Origin of the sequence: Hugenholtzia roseola DSM 9546 (assembly GCF_000422585.1) — a bacterium.
GTDB lineage: Bacteria > Bacteroidota > Bacteroidia > Cytophagales > Bernardetiaceae > Hugenholtzia > Hugenholtzia roseola.
On sequence record NZ_AUGI01000025.1, the window covers coordinates 57,856 to 75,251 of the forward strand.

Annotated in this window: 13 protein-coding genes; 4 read left to right on the forward strand and 9 right to left on the reverse strand. The window is 44.2% G+C overall.

Annotated elements, in window-relative coordinates; translation table 11 throughout:
- The first annotated feature begins 6 nt into the window (after nt 1-6).
- Nucleotides 7-240: a PspC domain-containing protein gene (locus G500_RS0100245; RefSeq protein WP_035755839.1), complete on the forward strand. Its 234-nt coding sequence runs from the start codon at nt 7-9 to the stop codon at nt 238-240.
- A 22-nt stretch (nt 241-262) separates the two neighbouring features.
- On the opposite strand, the gene G500_RS0100250 is transcribed toward G500_RS0100245, so the two are convergent.
- From G500_RS0100250 to G500_RS0100275, 5 genes are all read right to left on the reverse strand, one after another.
- Nucleotides 263-1,561 carry a GDSL-type esterase/lipase family protein gene (locus G500_RS0100250; protein ID WP_027001142.1) on the reverse strand — a complete coding sequence of 433 codons (1,299 nt, stop codon included), beginning with the start codon at nt 1,559-1,561 and terminating at the stop codon, nt 263-265.
- Between the two features lie 180 nt (nt 1,562-1,741).
- Nucleotides 1,742-4,021: a helix-hairpin-helix domain-containing protein gene (locus G500_RS0100255; protein WP_051203174.1), complete on the reverse strand. Its 2,280-nt coding sequence runs from the start codon at nt 4,019-4,021 to the stop codon at nt 1,742-1,744.
- 162 nt (nt 4,022-4,183) lie between these two features.
- Complete coding sequence (locus G500_RS0100260; RefSeq protein ID WP_211220119.1) at nt 4,184-4,714, reverse strand: hypothetical protein; 531 nt, start codon at nt 4,712-4,714, stop codon at nt 4,184-4,186.
- Between the two features lie 388 nt (nt 4,715-5,102).
- The gene (locus G500_RS0100270; RefSeq protein ID WP_027001146.1) at nt 5,103-5,486 is read right to left on the reverse strand and encodes a RidA family protein; all 384 of its coding nucleotides are present in this window, start codon (nt 5,484-5,486) and stop codon (nt 5,103-5,105) included.
- Nucleotides 5,487-5,862: 376 nt separating this feature from the next.
- Nucleotides 5,863-6,375 (reverse strand): DUF6438 domain-containing protein, encoded by a 513-nt coding sequence (locus G500_RS0100275; RefSeq protein WP_161626049.1) that lies wholly within the window; start codon nt 6,373-6,375, stop codon nt 5,863-5,865.
- A 358-nt stretch (nt 6,376-6,733) separates the two neighbouring features.
- On the opposite strand from G500_RS0100275, the gene mnmG reads away from it, so the two are divergent.
- Nucleotides 6,734-8,596, forward strand: coding sequence for a tRNA uridine-5-carboxymethylaminomethyl(34) synthesis enzyme MnmG (mnmG, locus tag G500_RS0100280; protein ID WP_027001148.1), 1,863 nt, complete (start codon nt 6,734-6,736; stop codon nt 8,594-8,596).
- A gap of 142 nt (nt 8,597-8,738) precedes the next feature.
- A complete protein-coding gene (locus G500_RS0100285; RefSeq protein WP_342664591.1) occupies nt 8,739-9,725 on the forward strand; it encodes a DUF58 domain-containing protein in 987 nt (328 codons plus the stop codon).
- A 206-nt stretch (nt 9,726-9,931) separates the two neighbouring features.
- On the opposite strand, the gene G500_RS24635 is transcribed toward G500_RS0100285, so the two are convergent.
- From G500_RS24635 to G500_RS0100310, 4 genes are all read right to left on the reverse strand, one after another.
- Entirely contained in the window at nt 9,932-11,110 is a 1,179-nt protein-coding gene (locus G500_RS24635) for a T9SS type A sorting domain-containing protein (RefSeq protein WP_154656952.1), read from the reverse strand.
- A 322-nt stretch (nt 11,111-11,432) separates the two neighbouring features.
- Nucleotides 11,433-13,397 carry an AAA domain-containing protein gene (locus G500_RS0100295; protein ID WP_027001150.1) on the reverse strand — a complete coding sequence of 655 codons (1,965 nt, stop codon included), beginning with the start codon at nt 13,395-13,397 and terminating at the stop codon, nt 11,433-11,435.
- A 472-nt stretch (nt 13,398-13,869) separates the two neighbouring features.
- Entirely contained in the window at nt 13,870-14,859 is a 990-nt protein-coding gene (locus G500_RS21765) for a M48 family metallopeptidase (RefSeq protein ID WP_086047761.1), read from the reverse strand.
- Between the two features lie 84 nt (nt 14,860-14,943).
- A complete protein-coding gene (locus G500_RS0100310) occupies nt 14,944-16,314 on the reverse strand; it encodes an HU domain-containing protein (RefSeq protein WP_027001151.1) in 1,371 nt (456 codons plus the stop codon).
- Between the two features lie 419 nt (nt 16,315-16,733).
- Between G500_RS0100310 and G500_RS0100320 the strand changes: the two genes are divergently transcribed.
- The gene (locus G500_RS0100320; RefSeq protein ID WP_245574446.1) at nt 16,734-17,339 is read left to right on the forward strand and encodes a cytochrome c oxidase subunit 3; all 606 of its coding nucleotides are present in this window, start codon (nt 16,734-16,736) and stop codon (nt 17,337-17,339) included.
- Nucleotides 17,340-17,396: the final 57 nt, after the last annotated feature.

A 17,396-nucleotide genomic window follows, 5' to 3' on the forward strand; every position in this document is an offset into this window, starting at 1 on the left:
TTTCTTATGAACACTGTGGTACAAAAAATCCAATACTTTTTCGAGAAAAACGCTTTTGGAGTCTGCTCGCGTTTGGGCGAAAGGCTACACATTTCGTCTAATAGTATTCGCCTTTCTTTTATTTACGTTTCTTTTATCACCTTTGGCTCACCTATCTTTGTGTATCTATTTTTGGCTTTTTGGCTGCACCTAAGGCGCAATTTGCGTCGTTACCGTCAGCTCATACAAGAGCGTTGTTAGGACGTTCTGTTTTGCCTGCTGCCTATTTTCTCTTTTTCTGCCACTTTTTATAGGCTTCATCAAGGGCTTCAAAAAAGAGTTGCCCTTGTAGTTCGTATCCTGCTTGGCTTAGATGAACGCGGTCGCGTTGTGCCAATTCCGCCTTCTGCCAATAGGCGATAGATTTGAGTCCGCCCATGATTTTGAAGAAATCCCAAAAAGCCACTTGTTTGTTTTGTGCAATGCCATACAACTTTTCCTGTGCCTTTTCAGTGTGATAGTTGATATATTTTTGGTAGCGATACGTGTCGTTGGGTGAAGTAAGCAAAATGGGAAGTTGTGGGAAATTTTTACGGATTTGGGCTATCAGAAATTCCAAATTTGCCTGATAGAGGCTTTCATTAAAATTAGTCGCATAGGCATCATTTGTACCCAAAGAGATAACCACTAAATCGGGCGCAAGGCTTCGCAAATGCGGCTCAAAATCCTCGCAACGTAGGTAGGTCTTCGAATCTGCCCCATTGACCCCTACGGCACTGTATAAAATGCCCGCCTGCTCGGTATTTTCCAACCAAACGCCCTGCAAAAGAAAGCGTTTCTGCCCTGCTTCGGTCTTGACTAAGCCCAAATTTAATTCGGTCTGCACCTGACGCAAGGTGTATTCCATATAGCCCTCATTGCTTACTTTGCGCGAAAGAATTTCGCTGCTGGCAAGGTGCAAGGTAGGCTCGAATTGGGTGCTATCTTGAAGGGGATAGTAGATGCGAATTTTATTAAACCCAATCGGACTTTTGCCTTTGAAAGTTTGTAATTTGATGGCAAAAGTGGCACTGCTCTGATAGGTCTGTGCCGTAACCCCTGCAAGCCCCCAACGGCTCTGCTGGCGCGGCAAAGCACTGCGAAAACCTTCCCACACTCCTGTATAAGACACCTTGTAGTCGAGCGGATTGTTTGTCTTGGCAACATTGTAGGGAAAGACAAAACCGCGCCCTGCCTCTCCAAAACGTGCATCTGCCTGCAATCGCCTGCGAACTTCGCCCGTAAAGAAATCCGCTTGCAGGTGCGAATCGCCTATGTGTAGGATATGAACCTGCCTGCGCTTTTTGTTTTGCAAATCTTGTAAGGCTTTGAAAAAAGGTTCTAAATATTGGCTAAATAAAATATCATTTGCACCGTAATCAATGACCTGATAGTGTGGCAAATCGCCGTATAAAATTCTACGTACCGAATCGGAAAAAGGGTCTGCCGCGTTTTTATTTTCTGCCTGCTCCAAGTTTCTTTCTTGTGCAAAAAGGGCAGGGAATGTCAAAAAAAAGAGAAATGCAGAAAGAAGGATTTTCATAAATTTTAGACTTAGACCATCAGACAAAATAAGGGGTATGTCCTATCTATCGCAACAACGCCCTGCAACAAAGATACGCTTTTATTTTGTCTAATACTTTCACACAAAAAAAGGGAGAGCCTTTTGTCGGCAAAACTGCGCCCTCTTTTTTTCCTTTTTTTAGGATACAATTTGCAGGTTTCAAAATTTATATCGCACCTGCATGCGAAGTTCATGTTTCTGATTGCCTTCAATTTGTGCCAAACCCGAACTAATTTCGGTCTGGTTGCGAAAATTATTGTAGGCATATTTAAACCAAAAATCTAACCTTTTATGGGCTTTAAACTGAAAAACGTAGTAAGTGCGGAAGCCCTGCCCGTAATAAGGTGGAATGTAAAAATAGTAGAGTACATCTTTTTCATAAATGTATTGTCTATTTTCGTAATCGTCGGTATCAAAGAGAGCAAATCGGGTTGAAAGTCGGAAACGCCCTAAGTCGAAATTGACATCTTGGGTAATGGCAAAACCGCGCGTAGTGGGTGCTTGGTGCGAAAAATCGCTAAATTGAAGGCGCGAGGCTAAGGATAAGATTTTTTCGGCTTTGTAGTTGAAACTGATTTGGTAGTTTTGGCGCAAATAGGGCAGTACCAAACTCAAATTGGGGTCGTTTTGGGTAAAATTCCGCGCACGCGATTCCTGCCTATATTGAAAGTAGAGTTGGATATTTCGCGTAGGGCGATAAGAAATGCGCAACAAAGTTTCATAGCCTTCCGAAGGCGCATCTACCAAAAACCGTAGCCAAGGGAAGCGAAAGCGGTCGTGATACGCCGTAATGACCCAACGGCGCGTCGGTGTGTATTTCAGCCCCCAATAAATGCCTTGTTCGTTGATATTGCGTGTGCCTTCGCCCAAGCCTGCCCCATAAAAGGTATGAAAATTTTTGTCGTAGTGGCGTAGGTGCAAAGCTACCTCTACCGTTTTGGCAAGGCTGCCAATTACGCCTGCTACTGCCCCAATGCCTCCACTTTTCGAGCGAGCGGCTTCCCCAAAGAAGCTAAAATTTCGCCAATTATAGTTTGAAAAAATACTTAGGTTGTAATTGTACTGCCCATTAAATTCGTATTGGTTGTATTTGGTAGGATTTCGGCGTACAGGCACTTCAAAATACGTATGCAGCATGGCTGCCCCTACTTCAAACTGTCGACTTTTGCTGGTGTAATTGACCATGCCGCCGCCTTCTGTTTTCTGAAAAATGCGCCGATTTGCAATTTCGGTAGCCGTTCTGTGGTAGCCTGTCGCCAAGACGGAACTCAAAAAAGCGTCCCCCTCGCTGGTATCGTTGCCCAAACTATCCAATACTTCGTTCAAATTGCCCGATTCGCGTGTGCGAGAAACGAAACCTGTTAGTTCGAGGCGTGGCGAAAGCTGATAAGTGGCGGCTGCGCCTCTAAAAAAATTAGTTTCCAAAACCGAAGTATAGGGTCTGATGCCCGTTGTGCCACGCCTGATGGTATTGATGGTTTCCGAGCCTTTTCCAACGGCAAAGCCGCCTGCCAAGACCAAGCCCTGCCCTGCTTGAATTTGGTAGTCGCCAAAGGCGAGGCGTTTGAACTTGCCCTTGTCGTAAAAAATGGCGTGTAGCGAGTAAAAATCCATGCCTGTGCGCCTTGTATTTCTATCAAAAACAAACTGTTCGCCTGCATCTTTTTCTGCCGTAATCCCAATGCTAAAATCGTTGAGATGCGCAATTCTTGCCCTGACATAAAGCGCGTAAGGGTCGCCCAAATAGCGCGAGCGCGGTCTGCCCGTACTGCTGGTGTCGTTTTCACCAATCAAATACCCACGCGCATTGGGAAAGCTACGTGCAGTGCGGATAAGCAAGGTTCTATTTTCTTCGTCTATGATGCGCTTCAAAAGGCTGCGCGTGTCTTCTTGTAGGCTACTTTCGTTTATTGTAGCAAAATAAAGCAATTTTTGTATCGTATTTTTATCAAAAGTAGGAATGGCTTGTAATTCGAAAACAGATAACAGTTTGCCAAATTCTTCTCTATATGCTAAAAAATTTTGGATTTGGGTAGGCGAAAGGATAAAAAGACTTTTGAGGTCGGCGGCAGTAGCGCGATTGAGGTCTAAGGGTTGTTGGTAGAATTGAAAAATGGATTCGTATAAATCGGAATAATCTACATCTTCTTCTGGCACAGGAAAAAGCTCTTGAATGAGCAAATCGAAGTCGGCTTCTTCGGCATTTTGTTTTCTATTTTGTGCAAAAGCCGAACTTAGCAGCAGCAAAAGCAACCCAAAAACAAATAAAATTCGCAACAGCAGCCAAAGAATGGGCTTCAAACTTTCCAAACGCGAAGGCGGCGGCGTGTCTTCAAAGTTGGGATAGCTCTGAAAGGCGGGGTGATGCGAGCAAGAGGGTGGCGATTTGGAGATGCCATGCGGCTGATGGCTTAGGTCTTTGTGGTAATGCTCTTTCATGGGCGAGCAGGCAAAGGGTGAAAAGCAGGCAGGCTAAGTTTTGCAAAGGGCAATGACTTTTTAGAACTTAACCCAACTGGGGTGAAAGGAGGAAGCAATTAGGCAAACTTAAACATTTTTTACTTTCTTTCAAAAAAAACAAAAAATCAGATGTCGCATTTCCTATGTTTGCAAAACTTCTACAATACGCTCATAGATAAGTTTGCGCTGCCTTCTGATGTTTTCTATCGAAAAAAAGAGATGCAAAAAGGCAAGGAGAAAAGAAATAAAAGCGTTCCACCAAATATTTTCCCATAAAAACCAAAGCCCCATGACGATACCCAAAAGCAGCCCCAAGCCAACAACCCAAAACGTACTTTTAAAGACGCGATAGCGCAGCCAAATCAGAGTACCCGTAGAGGTGCTTTCCACATGCCCCTGGGCAATGACCAAAAAGCTATGGGGCTGCCACACTGTACGGATAAGCTCGAAATACGAAAAATGAATATTGCCCAAAAAAAGATACCGCTCGGCATCATCAGCACGACGCTTTTCGTCCGTCGGTTTGGTATAATGCAGAAGGCGCAACTGAATTTCGGCAACCGTAAGAGAGGAAACCAACACCCGATAGCTCTTAGTACGCTTTTTAGCAGGGAGCTGGCTCTTTTTAAAACTCAAACTTTGTCGTAAAAAGTGATTCAATTTTTGTAACATGTCGTCATGCAAGTCAGAAGGATAGCGGAGAAATGATAACCAATATCGAGAATATTTCTGAAAAACCAAAACAAAGGACGGCAACTCTGTGCCAAAAAAGGACTTATAGGGAAGGCATAAGCATTGAGGTAGAATGGGGTAGTAATGTTAAGTTCTGCAAAAAACCTTTTCTTTTGTCAAAACTTTGTCAAAGTTGGAACGAAATAAAACTTGGACTTGAACCCTAAGGGTCTTGAAGACCCTTAGGGTTTGGGGCATAGGAAAAGGCATGCTTTGCCCTGCATTTGAGTCTGTTTTTTAGAAAGCAATTTCAATGTGCGTGTTCAATGCGTGTGCAGAAAATCTTTTCGGGCGTAAAACTTTTTTGAACTGCCTACAAACGAGTCATTTAGTTTGCCGTTGCGATACAAGAAATTTCCACTTGGGCATCTTTGGGCAATCGGCTCACTTCTACGGTTTCGCGTGCAGGAGCATTTTGATTGAAATAGCGTCCATAGACTTCATTGATGCGTGCAAAGTTGTCCATATTTTTGATAAAAATACTGCACTTTACTACCTGCTCAAAGCCCATGTCGGCAGCCTTCAAGACCGCTGCTAAATTTTTCATGACCTGTTCGGTTTCGGCTTCGATGCTATCTTGGATAAAATTCCCCGTCTGGGAATCTATCGCTATCTGACCTGATACATAGAGCGTTCCCGCTACCAAAACCGCCTGATTGTAAGCCCCAATAGGCGCAGGGGCATCTTTGGTATAAATGATTTTCTTCGCCATTTTGTTTTTTTGACGTGATAGAATTAAAGATTTGCGAATAAAAATTTGATTTTTTATGCTTTTTATACTTTTTGTAGCCCCTGCCGTCTGCTGGACACAAACAGGGCTAAAACGGTAGGAAAGCTAATTCCTCGCTCCTGCCTGTGCAGTCAGGTTAAGTTCTGTGAAAAATCTTGTTTTGTCAAAGTTTTGTCAAATTGGAAGCGAAATAAAATTCGGGCTGAACCCTATTTTTGGGTCTGAAAACCCTATTGTATTTCCATCTCACTGCGGACAAGGCAATGCCTTGTCCCTACATTTGAATCTAACTTTTAGGATTTAACATCACTGCCTGACTGCCTGCCTGTGTCCTTAATTTCCTACAAACGACTCAACCTTATTTTTCGCTCTCTTGGCTTGCGTCTTCTATTTTTGTCCATTTCAGACTTTTGAGCAAGTCCGCCACTACGTCTTCGAGGTTGGTCAGATTTTCAGGCGCGTCGCCCGTTCTGCGCACTTCCTTACTTTTGCTGCCGCTGGTGTAGCGAAGATAAGTAGTAGGCAAATCGGTCATGGTTTTTTCATAGGCTTCGTCCAAATCCCAAAACTTATTGGCTTCAAACTTATCTTTGAGAACGGCTAATTCTTTTTTTCCGATTTTAGCTTCAAAAGTGCCTATCTGCTCGATGTGTTTTTCGCCTTTTAGCCAAACATAGCCGTTTTCAAAAACCTTGATTTCGTAGGTAGGACACTGCCCAAAACAAGGCGTTTTGCGCATCTGCACCACAAGGGCAGAGTCTTGACTGGCTTTGTCTTTGCCACTTTTATTACAAGCAGTAAAGCTAAGAAGCAAGCTAAAAATAAACAAAAGGCTTGCGAAAAAAGAAGGTTGGAACGTGTTTTTTTGCATACAAAGAGAAAGGAGTAGGAGGTGAAAAGATAGGAAAATGACAAGTCTGCCTGCTTGGGTCTGCATATTTGGGTCTAATTGGCAGCACCAAAAGGCTCACAGACTTGCTTTACGATTTTTCAAAATTACTAAAATTGTGCTAACTTGTATCTTTGCCTACCCAACTTTGTCAGAAATTAGTAAAAAGTGCCTTTTGCGTCTTGGGCTTTCTCGATAAGGTTGTGGAAAAATGCGAAAAAACTGCGTATCTTTGTCATTCAAAACGGTATTGGAAGCCGTATCTCAAAACCCCTTTCGCATTTCCTACCTTCAAAGGAAAAGAAAGCGAAACAGACAAACCCTCAAGCCTCCGAAAAAGATGTATCCAAGATATGACGTTATTGTAGTGGGCGCAGGGCATGCAGGCTGCGAAGCGGCGCATGTAGCTGCGACTATGGGTTCGAAAGTGCTACTCGCGACTATGAACATGCAGACGATTGCACAAATGAGCTGCAACCCTGCTATGGGCGGAGTCGCCAAAGGTCAGATTGTACGCGAAATTGACGCGCTGGGTGGCATGTCGGGCATTATTTCCGATAAGACCATGATTCAATTTCGCATGCTCAATCGCTCGAAGGGCGCAGCCATGTGGAGTCCGCGCTGCCAAAGCGACCGTATGCGTTTTGCAGAGGCTTGGCGATTGGCATTGGAGGCAAACCCAAATGTTGATATGTGGCAGGAAATGGTTTCCGAAATTGTAGTCAAAGAAGGGAAAGCCGTCGGCATCAAGACACAATTAGGCATCACCTTCGAAGCCCAAACCGTAATCCTGACCAACGGCACTTTTTTAAACGGACTTATTCATATCGGCGAAAAAAATTTCGGCGGCGGCAGAGCAGGCGAAAAAGCCGCCACAGCACTGACGGCACAGCTCGAAAGTTTGGGTTTCCAAGCAGGGCGCATGAAAACAGGCACTCCGCCACGTGTAGATGGACGCTCGCTGAATTACGACCTGATGGAAGAGCAGCAAGGCGACGAAAATCCGTCTAAATTTTCTTTTTCCGACGAAACCAAGCCGCTGACCGAACAAAGAAGTTGTTTCATTACCTACACAAGCGAAGAGGTGCATGAAGTCTTGAAGACAGGCTTCGAAAAATCGCCTATGTTTGCAGGTAGGATTCAGGGCTTAGGTCCCCGCTATTGCCCCTCGATAGAGGATAAAATCACGCGCTTTGCCGAGCGCGAAAGACACCAAATTTTTGTAGAACCCGAAGGTTGGGATACGGTAGAAGTCTATGTCAATGGCTTTTCTACCTCTCTACCCGAAGATGTGCAGTATCAGGCTTTGCGCAAAATCAAGGGCTTCGAAAATGCCAAAATGTTCCGTCCGGGCTATGCGATAGAATACGACTTCTTCCCTCCTACACAATTATATCCGACTTTGGAAACCAAATTGGTAGAAAATCTTTATTTTGCAGGACAAATCAATGGCACAACAGGCTACGAAGAAGCCGCCGCACAGGGCTTGGTAGCAGGCATCAATGCACATTTGAAACACACAGGACAAGAACCTTTCGTCTTAGGACGTTCTGATGCCTATATCGGCGTTCTGATTGACGATTTGGTGCATAAAGGCACAGACGAACCTTATCGCATGTTCACCTCACGCGCCGAGTATAGAATCCTTTTGCGCCAAGACAATGCAGATTTGCGCCTCACCGAAAAAGGCTACCAGTTGGGATTAGCCACAGCCCAGAGGCGCGAAAAAATGCTCGAAAAGAAAAGACAAACGGCACAAATTGTCAATTTCCTACGCCAAAAAAGCATAGACCCCGAAGTTGTCAATGGTACGCTCACGCGCTTAGGCACTTCGCCGTTGCGTCAAAAAATTAAGGCGCAGGACATCTTGAAACGCCCCCAAGTGGAGATGGCGAATTTGGCAGAAATGGGTACTGAAATTCGCGAATTTTTGGAAAAATACCCACAAGAAGCCCTCGAACAGGCAGAAATTCAAATCAAGTATGCCGAATACATAGAAAAGGAACAGGAATCGGTAGAAAAAATGGGCAAATTAGAAAACTTGAAATTAGGTGCAATAGACTATTCAAGTATCAAAGCTCTTTCTGCCGAAGCACGCATCAAACTTGCCAATATGCGCCCTTCTACCTTAGGGCAAGCCTCGCGCATTAGTGGCGTGAGTCCTGCCGATATTTCGGTCTTGATGGTCTATTTGGATAGATAGCCGCAAGCTGCTGCCCAAATCTAACCCAAAGTTGTAGCCCCTAAATTCTGGCTAATATTCTGCCTAATATTCTGGCTAATATTTTGACTAATATTCTGCCCACAATTCTGACTATCCAAACCTTTTAAAAGCCCCCTACCCTATGGCTGATGCTAAAAATGCCTTTGCTCAATTTTTTGAGAAAATACAAAATGTTTTCAAACAACCCACTCCCCAAACGGCACAACCTGTCGCCTTTGGCGAGGCAGGGCTGAATATGAAAAGTATTATCGGCAAGCTACGGCGTTATGAAATCCGAATTAGAAAGGCTGTTAATACGAGCATGCAAGGTGATGCGCGGTCGGTCTTCAAGGGTTCGGGGCTTGAATTTGATGACGTGCGGCAATACCAATACGGCGACGACGTGCGTACCGTCAATTGGAACGTAAGTGCCAAAGGGCATGGCGTGTATGTCAATACGTACAAGGAAGAAAAAGAGCAAAATATCTTTATCATCTTAGATGTGAGTGAATCCCAGCAGGTAGGACACAAGGGCAAGCAAAAATTAGACACAGGTAAAGAATTGGCAGGTGTGCTGACCCTTTCAGCAATCCGCGAAGCCAGTTCTGTTGGTATTTTAGCCTTTTCCGACCAAAAAGAAGCCTACGTGCGCCCCGATAAGGGAAGTAAGCAGGCTTCTCAAATTATCAAAGTTTTGTACCGCCTTGTGCCTGACTCTAAAAAAACCGACCTCACGAAGGCTATCCAACAAGCCATGCGGCTCATCAAACGCAAAAGTGTTATTATCCTGATTTCCGACTTTATAGACCAAAACTATGAAACTGCCCTCAAAGGCATGTCGCAAAAGCACGATTTAATTTGTCTGCACCTTTCCGACCAGCGCGAACAACGCTTTCCTGCCTTAGGAATTGTTCCCATTTTAGACAAAGAAACAGGGAAAAAAACTTGGGTCAATACCAATTCTGATGCCTTTCGGAAAAAATTTATGAATCAATTTGCACAAAAGCAGGAAGAATTAGAAAAAATATGCCATCAATACCAAGCCGATTATGTAGGCATAGAAGCAGGCGAGGACTTTGTACCCAAATTGGTCAAACTCTTTAAAGTGCGTAAGACCAAACGCAAGTAAGTTTTTAGTTACAATTTTTAGTCAGCATATTGCTCAAAAAAGTAGGGCGAAGCTACAACTTCACTACCTTATACGATTTCCCCAAAAACACAAAAACCAACAGTCTTTTGAAAGCTGTTAGTTTTGGAGCTGAAAGAGTATTTTTTTAACCAAACTTAGGATAGAACAGTGGGGATAGAACAGTGGGGATAGAACAGTGGCTTTCACTATTCTACCAAAATTTTGTGGCTCTGATAGTGTCCTTCTTTGGAGAGATAGCGCAGAAGATAAAGCCCTTTACTTAATTTTTCGGTAGGCACGATTTTAAAACGGTCTATGCCTATGGCAATGACTTCAACCGCAACCTGCTGCCCTTTACTATCCAAAAGGTTCAGATGTAAGTTTTTAGAAAAGTTATTGCTCTCTACAAAGAAATAATCGGTTGCAGGATTTGGATAAACGACAAAGCGCGATTTCTGTACAACCCAAACTTGAACGATAGGGCTATAAGACATCTTTCCGTCATAATCTACTTGCAGGAGGCGGTAATAATTTCTGCCTTCTTGAAACTCGTAGTCTTTGTATTGGTAAAAAGTAGTTTGGTTTTGATTTGTACCCAAAACCTGCCCTATGGTAGTGAAATCGCGTCCGTTGGTGCTTCTTTGTAATTCAAAATGGCTGTTGTCTTTTTCAGCGGCTGTCGCCCAATGAAGGGCTACAAAAGCATCTTGGGTGGGGTCTTTTTGCAAAGTCGCTTCAAAAAAGGTAAGCTCTATGGGCAAAATAGGAATAAGCGTGCCACAATTCGTTGCATGGGTAGCAGGAAGGTTGGTATAGCCGTAATCGCCTGTGGTACAATTCGTGGGGTCATCTACGATTTGAACAAAGCAGTAGGTAAGCATGTTGCCTGCCGTACTATCAGCAGAGCCAAAGATATTTTCAATGTTGGTGTTGCCATTTTTGACAGGGCAGCCCAAAACGATAAGCAAGCCAGTCCCGTCCCCATTGATATTGCCATTGTTGGAAACAAAAATATCGCCTCCTACTATCAGCAAGCCATTATTTAGTACATCGGATTGATTGCCTGCAATAAAGTCGTCTATCGTCGTAAGGGTTACGTCAGCATTGATAGTCAGTTCGCGCGTACCACCGCCACCACCTGCGGGACGAAAAATATTGATACTATTAACTGTTACGTCTACATCTACCACAACGTCGTGGTTGATGACTACATCATCGTTGATAGTCGGCATAGCGGCAGGGTCGCAGGTTGCGCTCCACGTACAGGGGTCGCTCCAATCGCCATTTTGTACCGAAGTAACCGTCGCCGCCTCCACTTGTGCGATAAAGCCGAGTAGCGTTAGGGCAAGGATTAAGAAAAATATTTTTTGTATAGTGTGCCTCATAAATTTGTAGGTTCTATTATCAGAAAAAGGGTAAACGTGCAGGAAAGAATCAAGTTTTTCAGACGAAAGATACAAAAAAACTGACTTTTTTTTCGTATCCGAAAACAAGTTGATGTAAAAAAATCGTCTTTTTAGACGAAAAACAGGGCTTTTGAACGTAAAATCTTCTTTTTTGTATTTTTCTAACCTTGAAAAGAATAAAAGCAAAAAATAAAACAGTGCGTTTCGTCTTGACACCTAACAAAAACACGCCACAACAAAAGGGAGCGGCGTGTTTTGTTATTTACTTATACTCTTTTTCAATCTTTTAGGTTGCAGTTTTCTAACTTTCCCACCATTCCCAAGCACTTTGGTAAGCCTCTATATTTTCACTGTATTTGATAAAATCGGCAAAGAAAGGGTGTGTAGCCAAAGTTGCCGAATCGCCGATAACAACTAACTTCTTTTTGGCACGTGTAATGGCGACATTAAAACGCCTTAAATCTGCCAAAAAGCCAATTTCACCCTTTTCATTAGAACGCACCAAAGAGATGAGCATCAAATCGCGTTCCTGCCCCTGAAAGCCATCTACGGTTTGAATTGTAATTTGAGGCAAATGGGGTTTGAGCGCGTCATGGTCTAAGATATGGTCTTTGAGAAAATAGACCTGCGCCTTGTAGGGTGAAATAATGCCAATGCTCAAATCATAGATTTGTGCCGCCGCCATCGGGTCGTTTTCTACTTCATTCAAAATGCTGCCTAAAATGCGCAAAAGCAGGTGCGCCTCGTCGGGATTGTAACGGCTTAGGGTTTCTTCGTCTTGTTTTTCGGCAAAACCTGTCCCTGCGGTATCGATAAAAAGAACGGGCTTGTCGTTTTTAAAAAGCGTATGATAGCGATTTGCAGGCGCGGCTTCTAATTTATTTTGATAAAATTTTTGATTAGAAAATGCCATAATTTGCTCGTGCATGCGGTATTGCACCTGCAAGATACGGTCGACTTGCTGCCTTGCAATCGTTTTTTCGAAGAGTGTATTTTCCAACCCTGCACGCGCCGCCTCTAAGGATTTGACGGTAGGAGGGAGTTGCTGGTGGTCGCCTGCCATAAAAATCTTATGCCCTTTCTGCACCGCAATCCACATGGCTGGTTCTAGGGCTTGTCCTGCCTCGTCTATAAAAACGCTGCTAAATGTTTTATTTTTTAAAATATAACTGCTCGCTGTGGTGAGCGTACAAGCGATAACGCGCGAATGGTCGAAGATTTTATGCACCAAATAATCCTCCAATCTAAGGGCTTCATTCTTGATATTTTGGGCTTCGCGCAAAAGAAACTGCCGCTCTTGGCGTTCTTTTGCCCCAAAATTGCGCCTAAAACGCAGGGCTTCGCGTTTGAGAGCCTCCGCCTTTTTCATCATTTCTTTATAGCTACGATAATCTTGGTGCGACTCTATTTTGGCATCTAAGGTCAGATGTTCTAAGGTTTCGCTCACACGGGCAGGGTGTCCTAAGCGCGTTACGCTGATTCCCTGCGCATGAATTTTCTCGACAAGCCAATCCACTGCCGTATTGCTGGGCGCACAGACCAAGACCTGCTTTTCGCGCTTCAAAATGGCTTCGATGGCAGCGACCAAAGTCGTTGTTTTACCCGTACCCGGAGGACCGTGAATAATTGCCACATCTTTGGCATAGACCAGATTGGCAACGGCTTGGTTTTGAGAGTCGTTCAATCGGGTAACTTTTTCTACATAGACCTGATACTGCGTCGAGTTTTGGTAGGCTTCGTCGAAGGTAGCTTTTTTATAGCCCAATAAAATTTCGCGTAACTCTGCCAATCTATTATTTTCGGCTTCTATGACGTTGCGCAAGGCAAAGTTCATTTCGCGGTAGGTGCTATCATCGAAGGCAAGATAAACGCCAATCTGACCTGCACTGACCCACTGCGGCGGCTCGTCTTGATTGAGAACAACCTGCATGACATCACCTTGCAATTTGCCCACTACGCCATTGCTTTGATTGGCTTCCTTGCCATTTTCTACATTGAAAAAAGTAACGACGCTGCCTGTTTGCAGTTGGTGGGGCTGCCCTTTGTCTGCCTTGCGCTCTACTTCTATAATCCATCTGCCGCCTACGCCAAGTTGCTCGCTTATCAGGCGCAGGGGATACCAACAAAGCCCATCTTTTCGCCTTTTGGCAAGGGGGGCATTGAGCATTTTTTCTTGATATTGCGCCTTATCTGCTTCTTGCTCTATTTTGAGTAGCTCTTTGAGGTGACGCAATTCTTGGCGCGTATCGGTAAAAGGAGTTGTCATGACAAGGGTTTATTTCTTCGAAGTGGCGTACAGCTTTCTGGTTTGAACAAGCAAAGGTACAACACTTTTGAGAATTGCCTTGTTTGGGAGTTGTGTGAAAGTGGAAAAGTGAAGATACGTTTTTTAACTTCCCCAAAAGAGTTGAATGTTTGGCTATCAAAAGGCGTTGTTACAACGGTCAGAAGGTCAAAAAACGGGGTTTTGTGCTTCGTACAAGCCTCCTGAACCCCCACCCTGCCCCAGTAATGTTAAGTTCTGCGAAAAGCCTTGTTTTGTCAAATTTGACACAAAATAAAATTTGGACTGAACCCTATTTTTGGGTCTGAAAATCCTTTTTTATTTCAATCTCGCTGCGGACAAGGCAATGCCTTGTCCCTACATTTGAATCTGTTTTTTTAGAATTTAACATCATTGGGGTTTGGGGTGGGGTGCATTTAAGACTTTTATCGTTGCAACAACGCCCTATCAAAAACTACCTTTTAAAAATGTTCCCCAAAAAGTCTTTGGCTTGTTGGCTTAGGTCTTGTCCGAAATTTTGGAGTGGCTCGGTGGCTTTTTTAAAATCCTGCCCATAAGCCTCTTGGGTGCGGGCAAAATCCTCGCGAAAAGAATAAGACTGGCTCTCATTTCGCTTCAAATAATCGCCCGAAAGGATTGCATCATATTCACCCGACCGTATCCACTTGATAAGTTCGGCAGCGCGAACTACGGCAAAAGGGTGCGTCTTATCTAAGGTATTGAACAATTTGAAAACAGTATCCGCAATTTCTTCACTGCGCTCGTATTCTTCTGCCTGTGCTAAAAACTCGCCCAAATCCATCTGCTCTACATTGCCGCCGCCTGCCAATTTCATAAGCACGCGAATAGAAACATCAGGATTTTGCGCCGCTAAAAGCCCTGCTCTATCACAACTTAGTTCGCTTTTTCGCTGCCATTCCTGCAAAGCCATCACCACGCCCATCAAAACAATATCGCTCAAAGGGAAACGAATTGCCCTTTGTGAAAGCAAAAAGATAAGATTTGCCACCGTTTTATACAAGACATGCCCGCTTAGAATGTGTCCAAGTTCGTGTCCGATAACCGTTAGCAATTCTGCCTCATCAAAAGATTCGACCATAGAAGAATTGAGTACGATAAAGGGATTGTCCATGCCCACAGCCCCTGCATTAAGTAGCGGATTTTGCATGATAAAAAGTTCGGGACGCTGCTGAACGTCAAAGACGCGACAGGCTTCTACCAACAACTCATGGGCGCGTCCAAACTGTTTGGAAGAGGCTCGCACGCTGCTGCCCAAATACAAAAGGCGCAACGAACGCTCGGTAGTCGCACCAAAGACCATCTGAATTACCTTATCAAAGCCCGGCACTTTGCGGAGAGCTTGTAGGGCAGTACGGTCGGCAGGGTGTTCCCAAGCCAAAGAGCTGATGTTGGGAAGGGCAGTAGCAGTGTAAGTAGAAGGCATAAGAGAAAAATAGCACACCTTTGCGGTGCGGTTGATGATTGGTTTAAAAAAGGGAACACACAAAGAGGCAGTTTTGCCCTTTATTTAATAATCTAAAACCCAGGCGTTGGGATAGCTCGAAAGGTGGCGGAGGCGTTCGTTGTAGGCTTCGCGTTCAGAAGGCTGCTCGGCGATTGTAACACGATAATTGCCGCCTTTTGGATAAATGACTATACGTGAGTTCTGCCCAACTTGTTGTTGCATTTGGCGAGCATACTCCAAATTAACAAAACTGCCCACGATGACATAAAAAACATTGCGCTCCTCGTCGATGACATCGGAAGGATTGGTAGGATTGGTAGAAGAAGCCGTTTGCGTATCCGAATTTTGGCTGCTCTGGCTGCCTGCATTTTGGGCGGCTTGTTCCTGACTTTGGGTCTGATTCTGACCCTGATTAGCATCTGACTGGTCGGTAGCTGCCTGATTGGGTGCTGTTTCTGTATCTTGGGCTGCTGTCTGATTTTGTGCTTGTTCGGCTTGGTTGTCTGTGTTTGGCTGTGCAGTTTCTGTGTTGCCTGCTTGCGCATTGGGGTCGATTTTCTCTTTTTCCTTTGGCAAAGTTGCGGCGGCTTTCATACCCAAAAGGTTACGAAAACTGCTCATGGCTTCGGGTTGAGTAAAGAGATAGAGTAGGAAGGCAAAAATAGCCAATAGCGGAATGGTGATAAGCCAAATGACAAGCGGACTGACTTTTTCGTCCTCGTCCTGATTTTCTTCCTCCTGATTTTCTTCGTCCTGATTTTGCTGCTCTGTGGCATTTGCTTTTTCAGCCTCGCGCTTCTCCGAATTATGTGCTAAATCGTCGTCCTCTGAATTAGCGGTTTTAGAAGCGTCAGATTCGTTTTTTGCCTCTTCTGTGTCTTTAATAGTGGCAGGAGGATTTTGAGGAGTTGCCAAAATAGGGGCAATAAAAGGTGCGCTCTGTTCCTTTTCCTCTTCTTTTGTATCCGAAAAAGAAGAAGCACTGCTTTCCGAATCTTCTTCGAAGAAAGTTTCGTCTTCTTGCATCAAAGGCTTTTTGTAGATAGGTGGCAAGCCGAAGTTTTCTTCCGAAATTTCATCTTTGAAGGCTTGCGAAAAAGTAAAATACCCTTCCGCGTCGCGCCCCAACTTTCCCAAGTCGAGGAGCTGATAGCTACCCTGCAAGTCTATCTGTGTCTGCACCTGCTCGATGAAATATTCCAACTGTGTATGAAAATCCTCGCGGCTAATTTCTTCGGAGGCGATTACTAATTTAGCGAGTTTTTCATTTTTATCGCTGCGCAACTTGCTATAAAATTGTATCTTCCTGCGAGGAGGCGTGATAGAATCAGAAAGAATTTCTGCCTGATTGTGTGTAACGACAAACGTTCCTACTTCGGGAACGACCACCTCATTTTCATCGATAAGTAGCTGTTTGATATAGGGTTCTAACATAAAGGAGTTGCGTGAGTATCGTGATAAAAAGAATCGAGAGGCAAAGAAAAGAGAGGGCAACCTGCCGACCGCCTTTTCCGCAAGCAAAGTAGGCGAAAAAGTAGCAAACTTAGCAGCCAAATAACACAATTTTTTACACAAAAGCAAGCCCCTGCCTATATTTGGCGTAGAAAAGCGAGAAAAAAGCCAATAGGCTTTGGTTTTTCTACTACAAAAGCCACCCTTCTACCACAAAAAAGCAAACATATTGCCACTTCTTAGGGTTGAATAGGCAGGATTGTCGCAAGCAAGTAGGTACAAAAATCTTGCATCTTTGTTTCTATTTCCCAAAAATAAACCTTCTCTCAACCTTTTTCGCTACCTTTGCGGACGATTTTCTACGGTTTCTCACTCTCTTTACACCCTTATTCTTCGTTTTTATGAGTCAGAAAGGTACTACACTTTCACAAAATATGCCCCAAAAAGAAGCCTCACAAGCGGCAATGCACCCCAAGAAATTCGTCTTGTGGCTCTTTATCGTGAGTATCATCATGCTTTTTGCCGCCTTCACTTCGGCTTATATCGTGCGGCGTGCAGATGGGAATTGGCTACTCTTCGACTTACCTTCGCTCTTTTATTGGAGTACGGGAGTCATACTTTTAAGCAGCCTAACGATGCAATATGCGTATTGGGCAGCCAAAAAAGATGAGATTGGGCAGGTAAAAATTGGCTTAGGCATTACCTTTCTCTTAGGACTTGCTTTTTTGGTGATGCAGGTGAAAGGTTGGGGACAGCTTGTGGATATCGGCGTGTTTTTGGGCGGCTCACAGAGCAATCCTGCGGGTTCGTTTATCTATATCATTTCAGGGGTGCATGGCTTGCATATCGTCGCAGGACTGGTCTTTGTGTTTTTTACCCTACTCAATGCCTTCCGCTATAAAGTCCATGCCAAAAGCCTATTGCGCATCAGCCTTTGCAATACTTTTTGGCACTTCCTCGACCTGCTTTGGCTCTACCTCTTTGTATTTTTGATGTGGTATAGATAAGATTTTCTATTTCACTCTAACCTTCGGACAAGGCAATGCCTTGTCCCTACATTTGAA

What these genes read in the sequence shown, in the direction of transcription:
- G500_RS0100245 (WP_035755839.1), top strand. Translation starts at nt 7, where the DNA reads ATGAACACTGTGGTACAAAAAATCCAATACTTTTTCGAGAAAAACGCT.
- G500_RS0100250 (WP_027001142.1), bottom strand. Translation starts at nt 1,561, where the DNA reads ATGAAAATCCTTCTTTCTGCATTTCTCTTTTTTTTGACATTCCCTGCC.
- G500_RS0100255 (WP_051203174.1), bottom strand. Translation starts at nt 4,021, where the DNA reads ATGAAAGAGCATTACCACAAAGACCTAAGCCATCAGCCGCATGGCATC.
- G500_RS0100260 (WP_211220119.1), bottom strand. Translation starts at nt 4,714, where the DNA reads ATGTTACAAAAATTGAATCACTTTTTACGACAAAGTTTGAGTTTTAAA.
- G500_RS0100270 (WP_027001146.1), bottom strand. Translation starts at nt 5,486, where the DNA reads ATGGCGAAGAAAATCATTTATACCAAAGATGCCCCTGCGCCTATTGGG.
- G500_RS0100275 (WP_161626049.1), bottom strand. Translation starts at nt 6,375, where the DNA reads ATGCAAAAAAACACGTTCCAACCTTCTTTTTTCGCAAGCCTTTTGTTT.
- mnmG (WP_027001148.1), top strand. Translation starts at nt 6,734, where the DNA reads ATGTATCCAAGATATGACGTTATTGTAGTGGGCGCAGGGCATGCAGGC.
- G500_RS0100285 (WP_342664591.1), top strand. Translation starts at nt 8,739, where the DNA reads ATGGCTGATGCTAAAAATGCCTTTGCTCAATTTTTTGAGAAAATACAA.
- G500_RS24635 (WP_154656952.1), bottom strand. Translation starts at nt 11,110, where the DNA reads ATGAGGCACACTATACAAAAAATATTTTTCTTAATCCTTGCCCTAACG.
- G500_RS0100295 (WP_027001150.1), bottom strand. Translation starts at nt 13,397, where the DNA reads ATGACAACTCCTTTTACCGATACGCGCCAAGAATTGCGTCACCTCAAA.
- G500_RS21765 (WP_086047761.1), bottom strand. Translation starts at nt 14,859, where the DNA reads ATGCCTTCTACTTACACTGCTACTGCCCTTCCCAACATCAGCTCTTTG.
- G500_RS0100310 (WP_027001151.1), bottom strand. Translation starts at nt 16,314, where the DNA reads ATGTTAGAACCCTATATCAAACAGCTACTTATCGATGAAAATGAGGTG.
- G500_RS0100320 (WP_245574446.1), top strand. Translation starts at nt 16,734, where the DNA reads ATGAGTCAGAAAGGTACTACACTTTCACAAAATATGCCCCAAAAAGAA.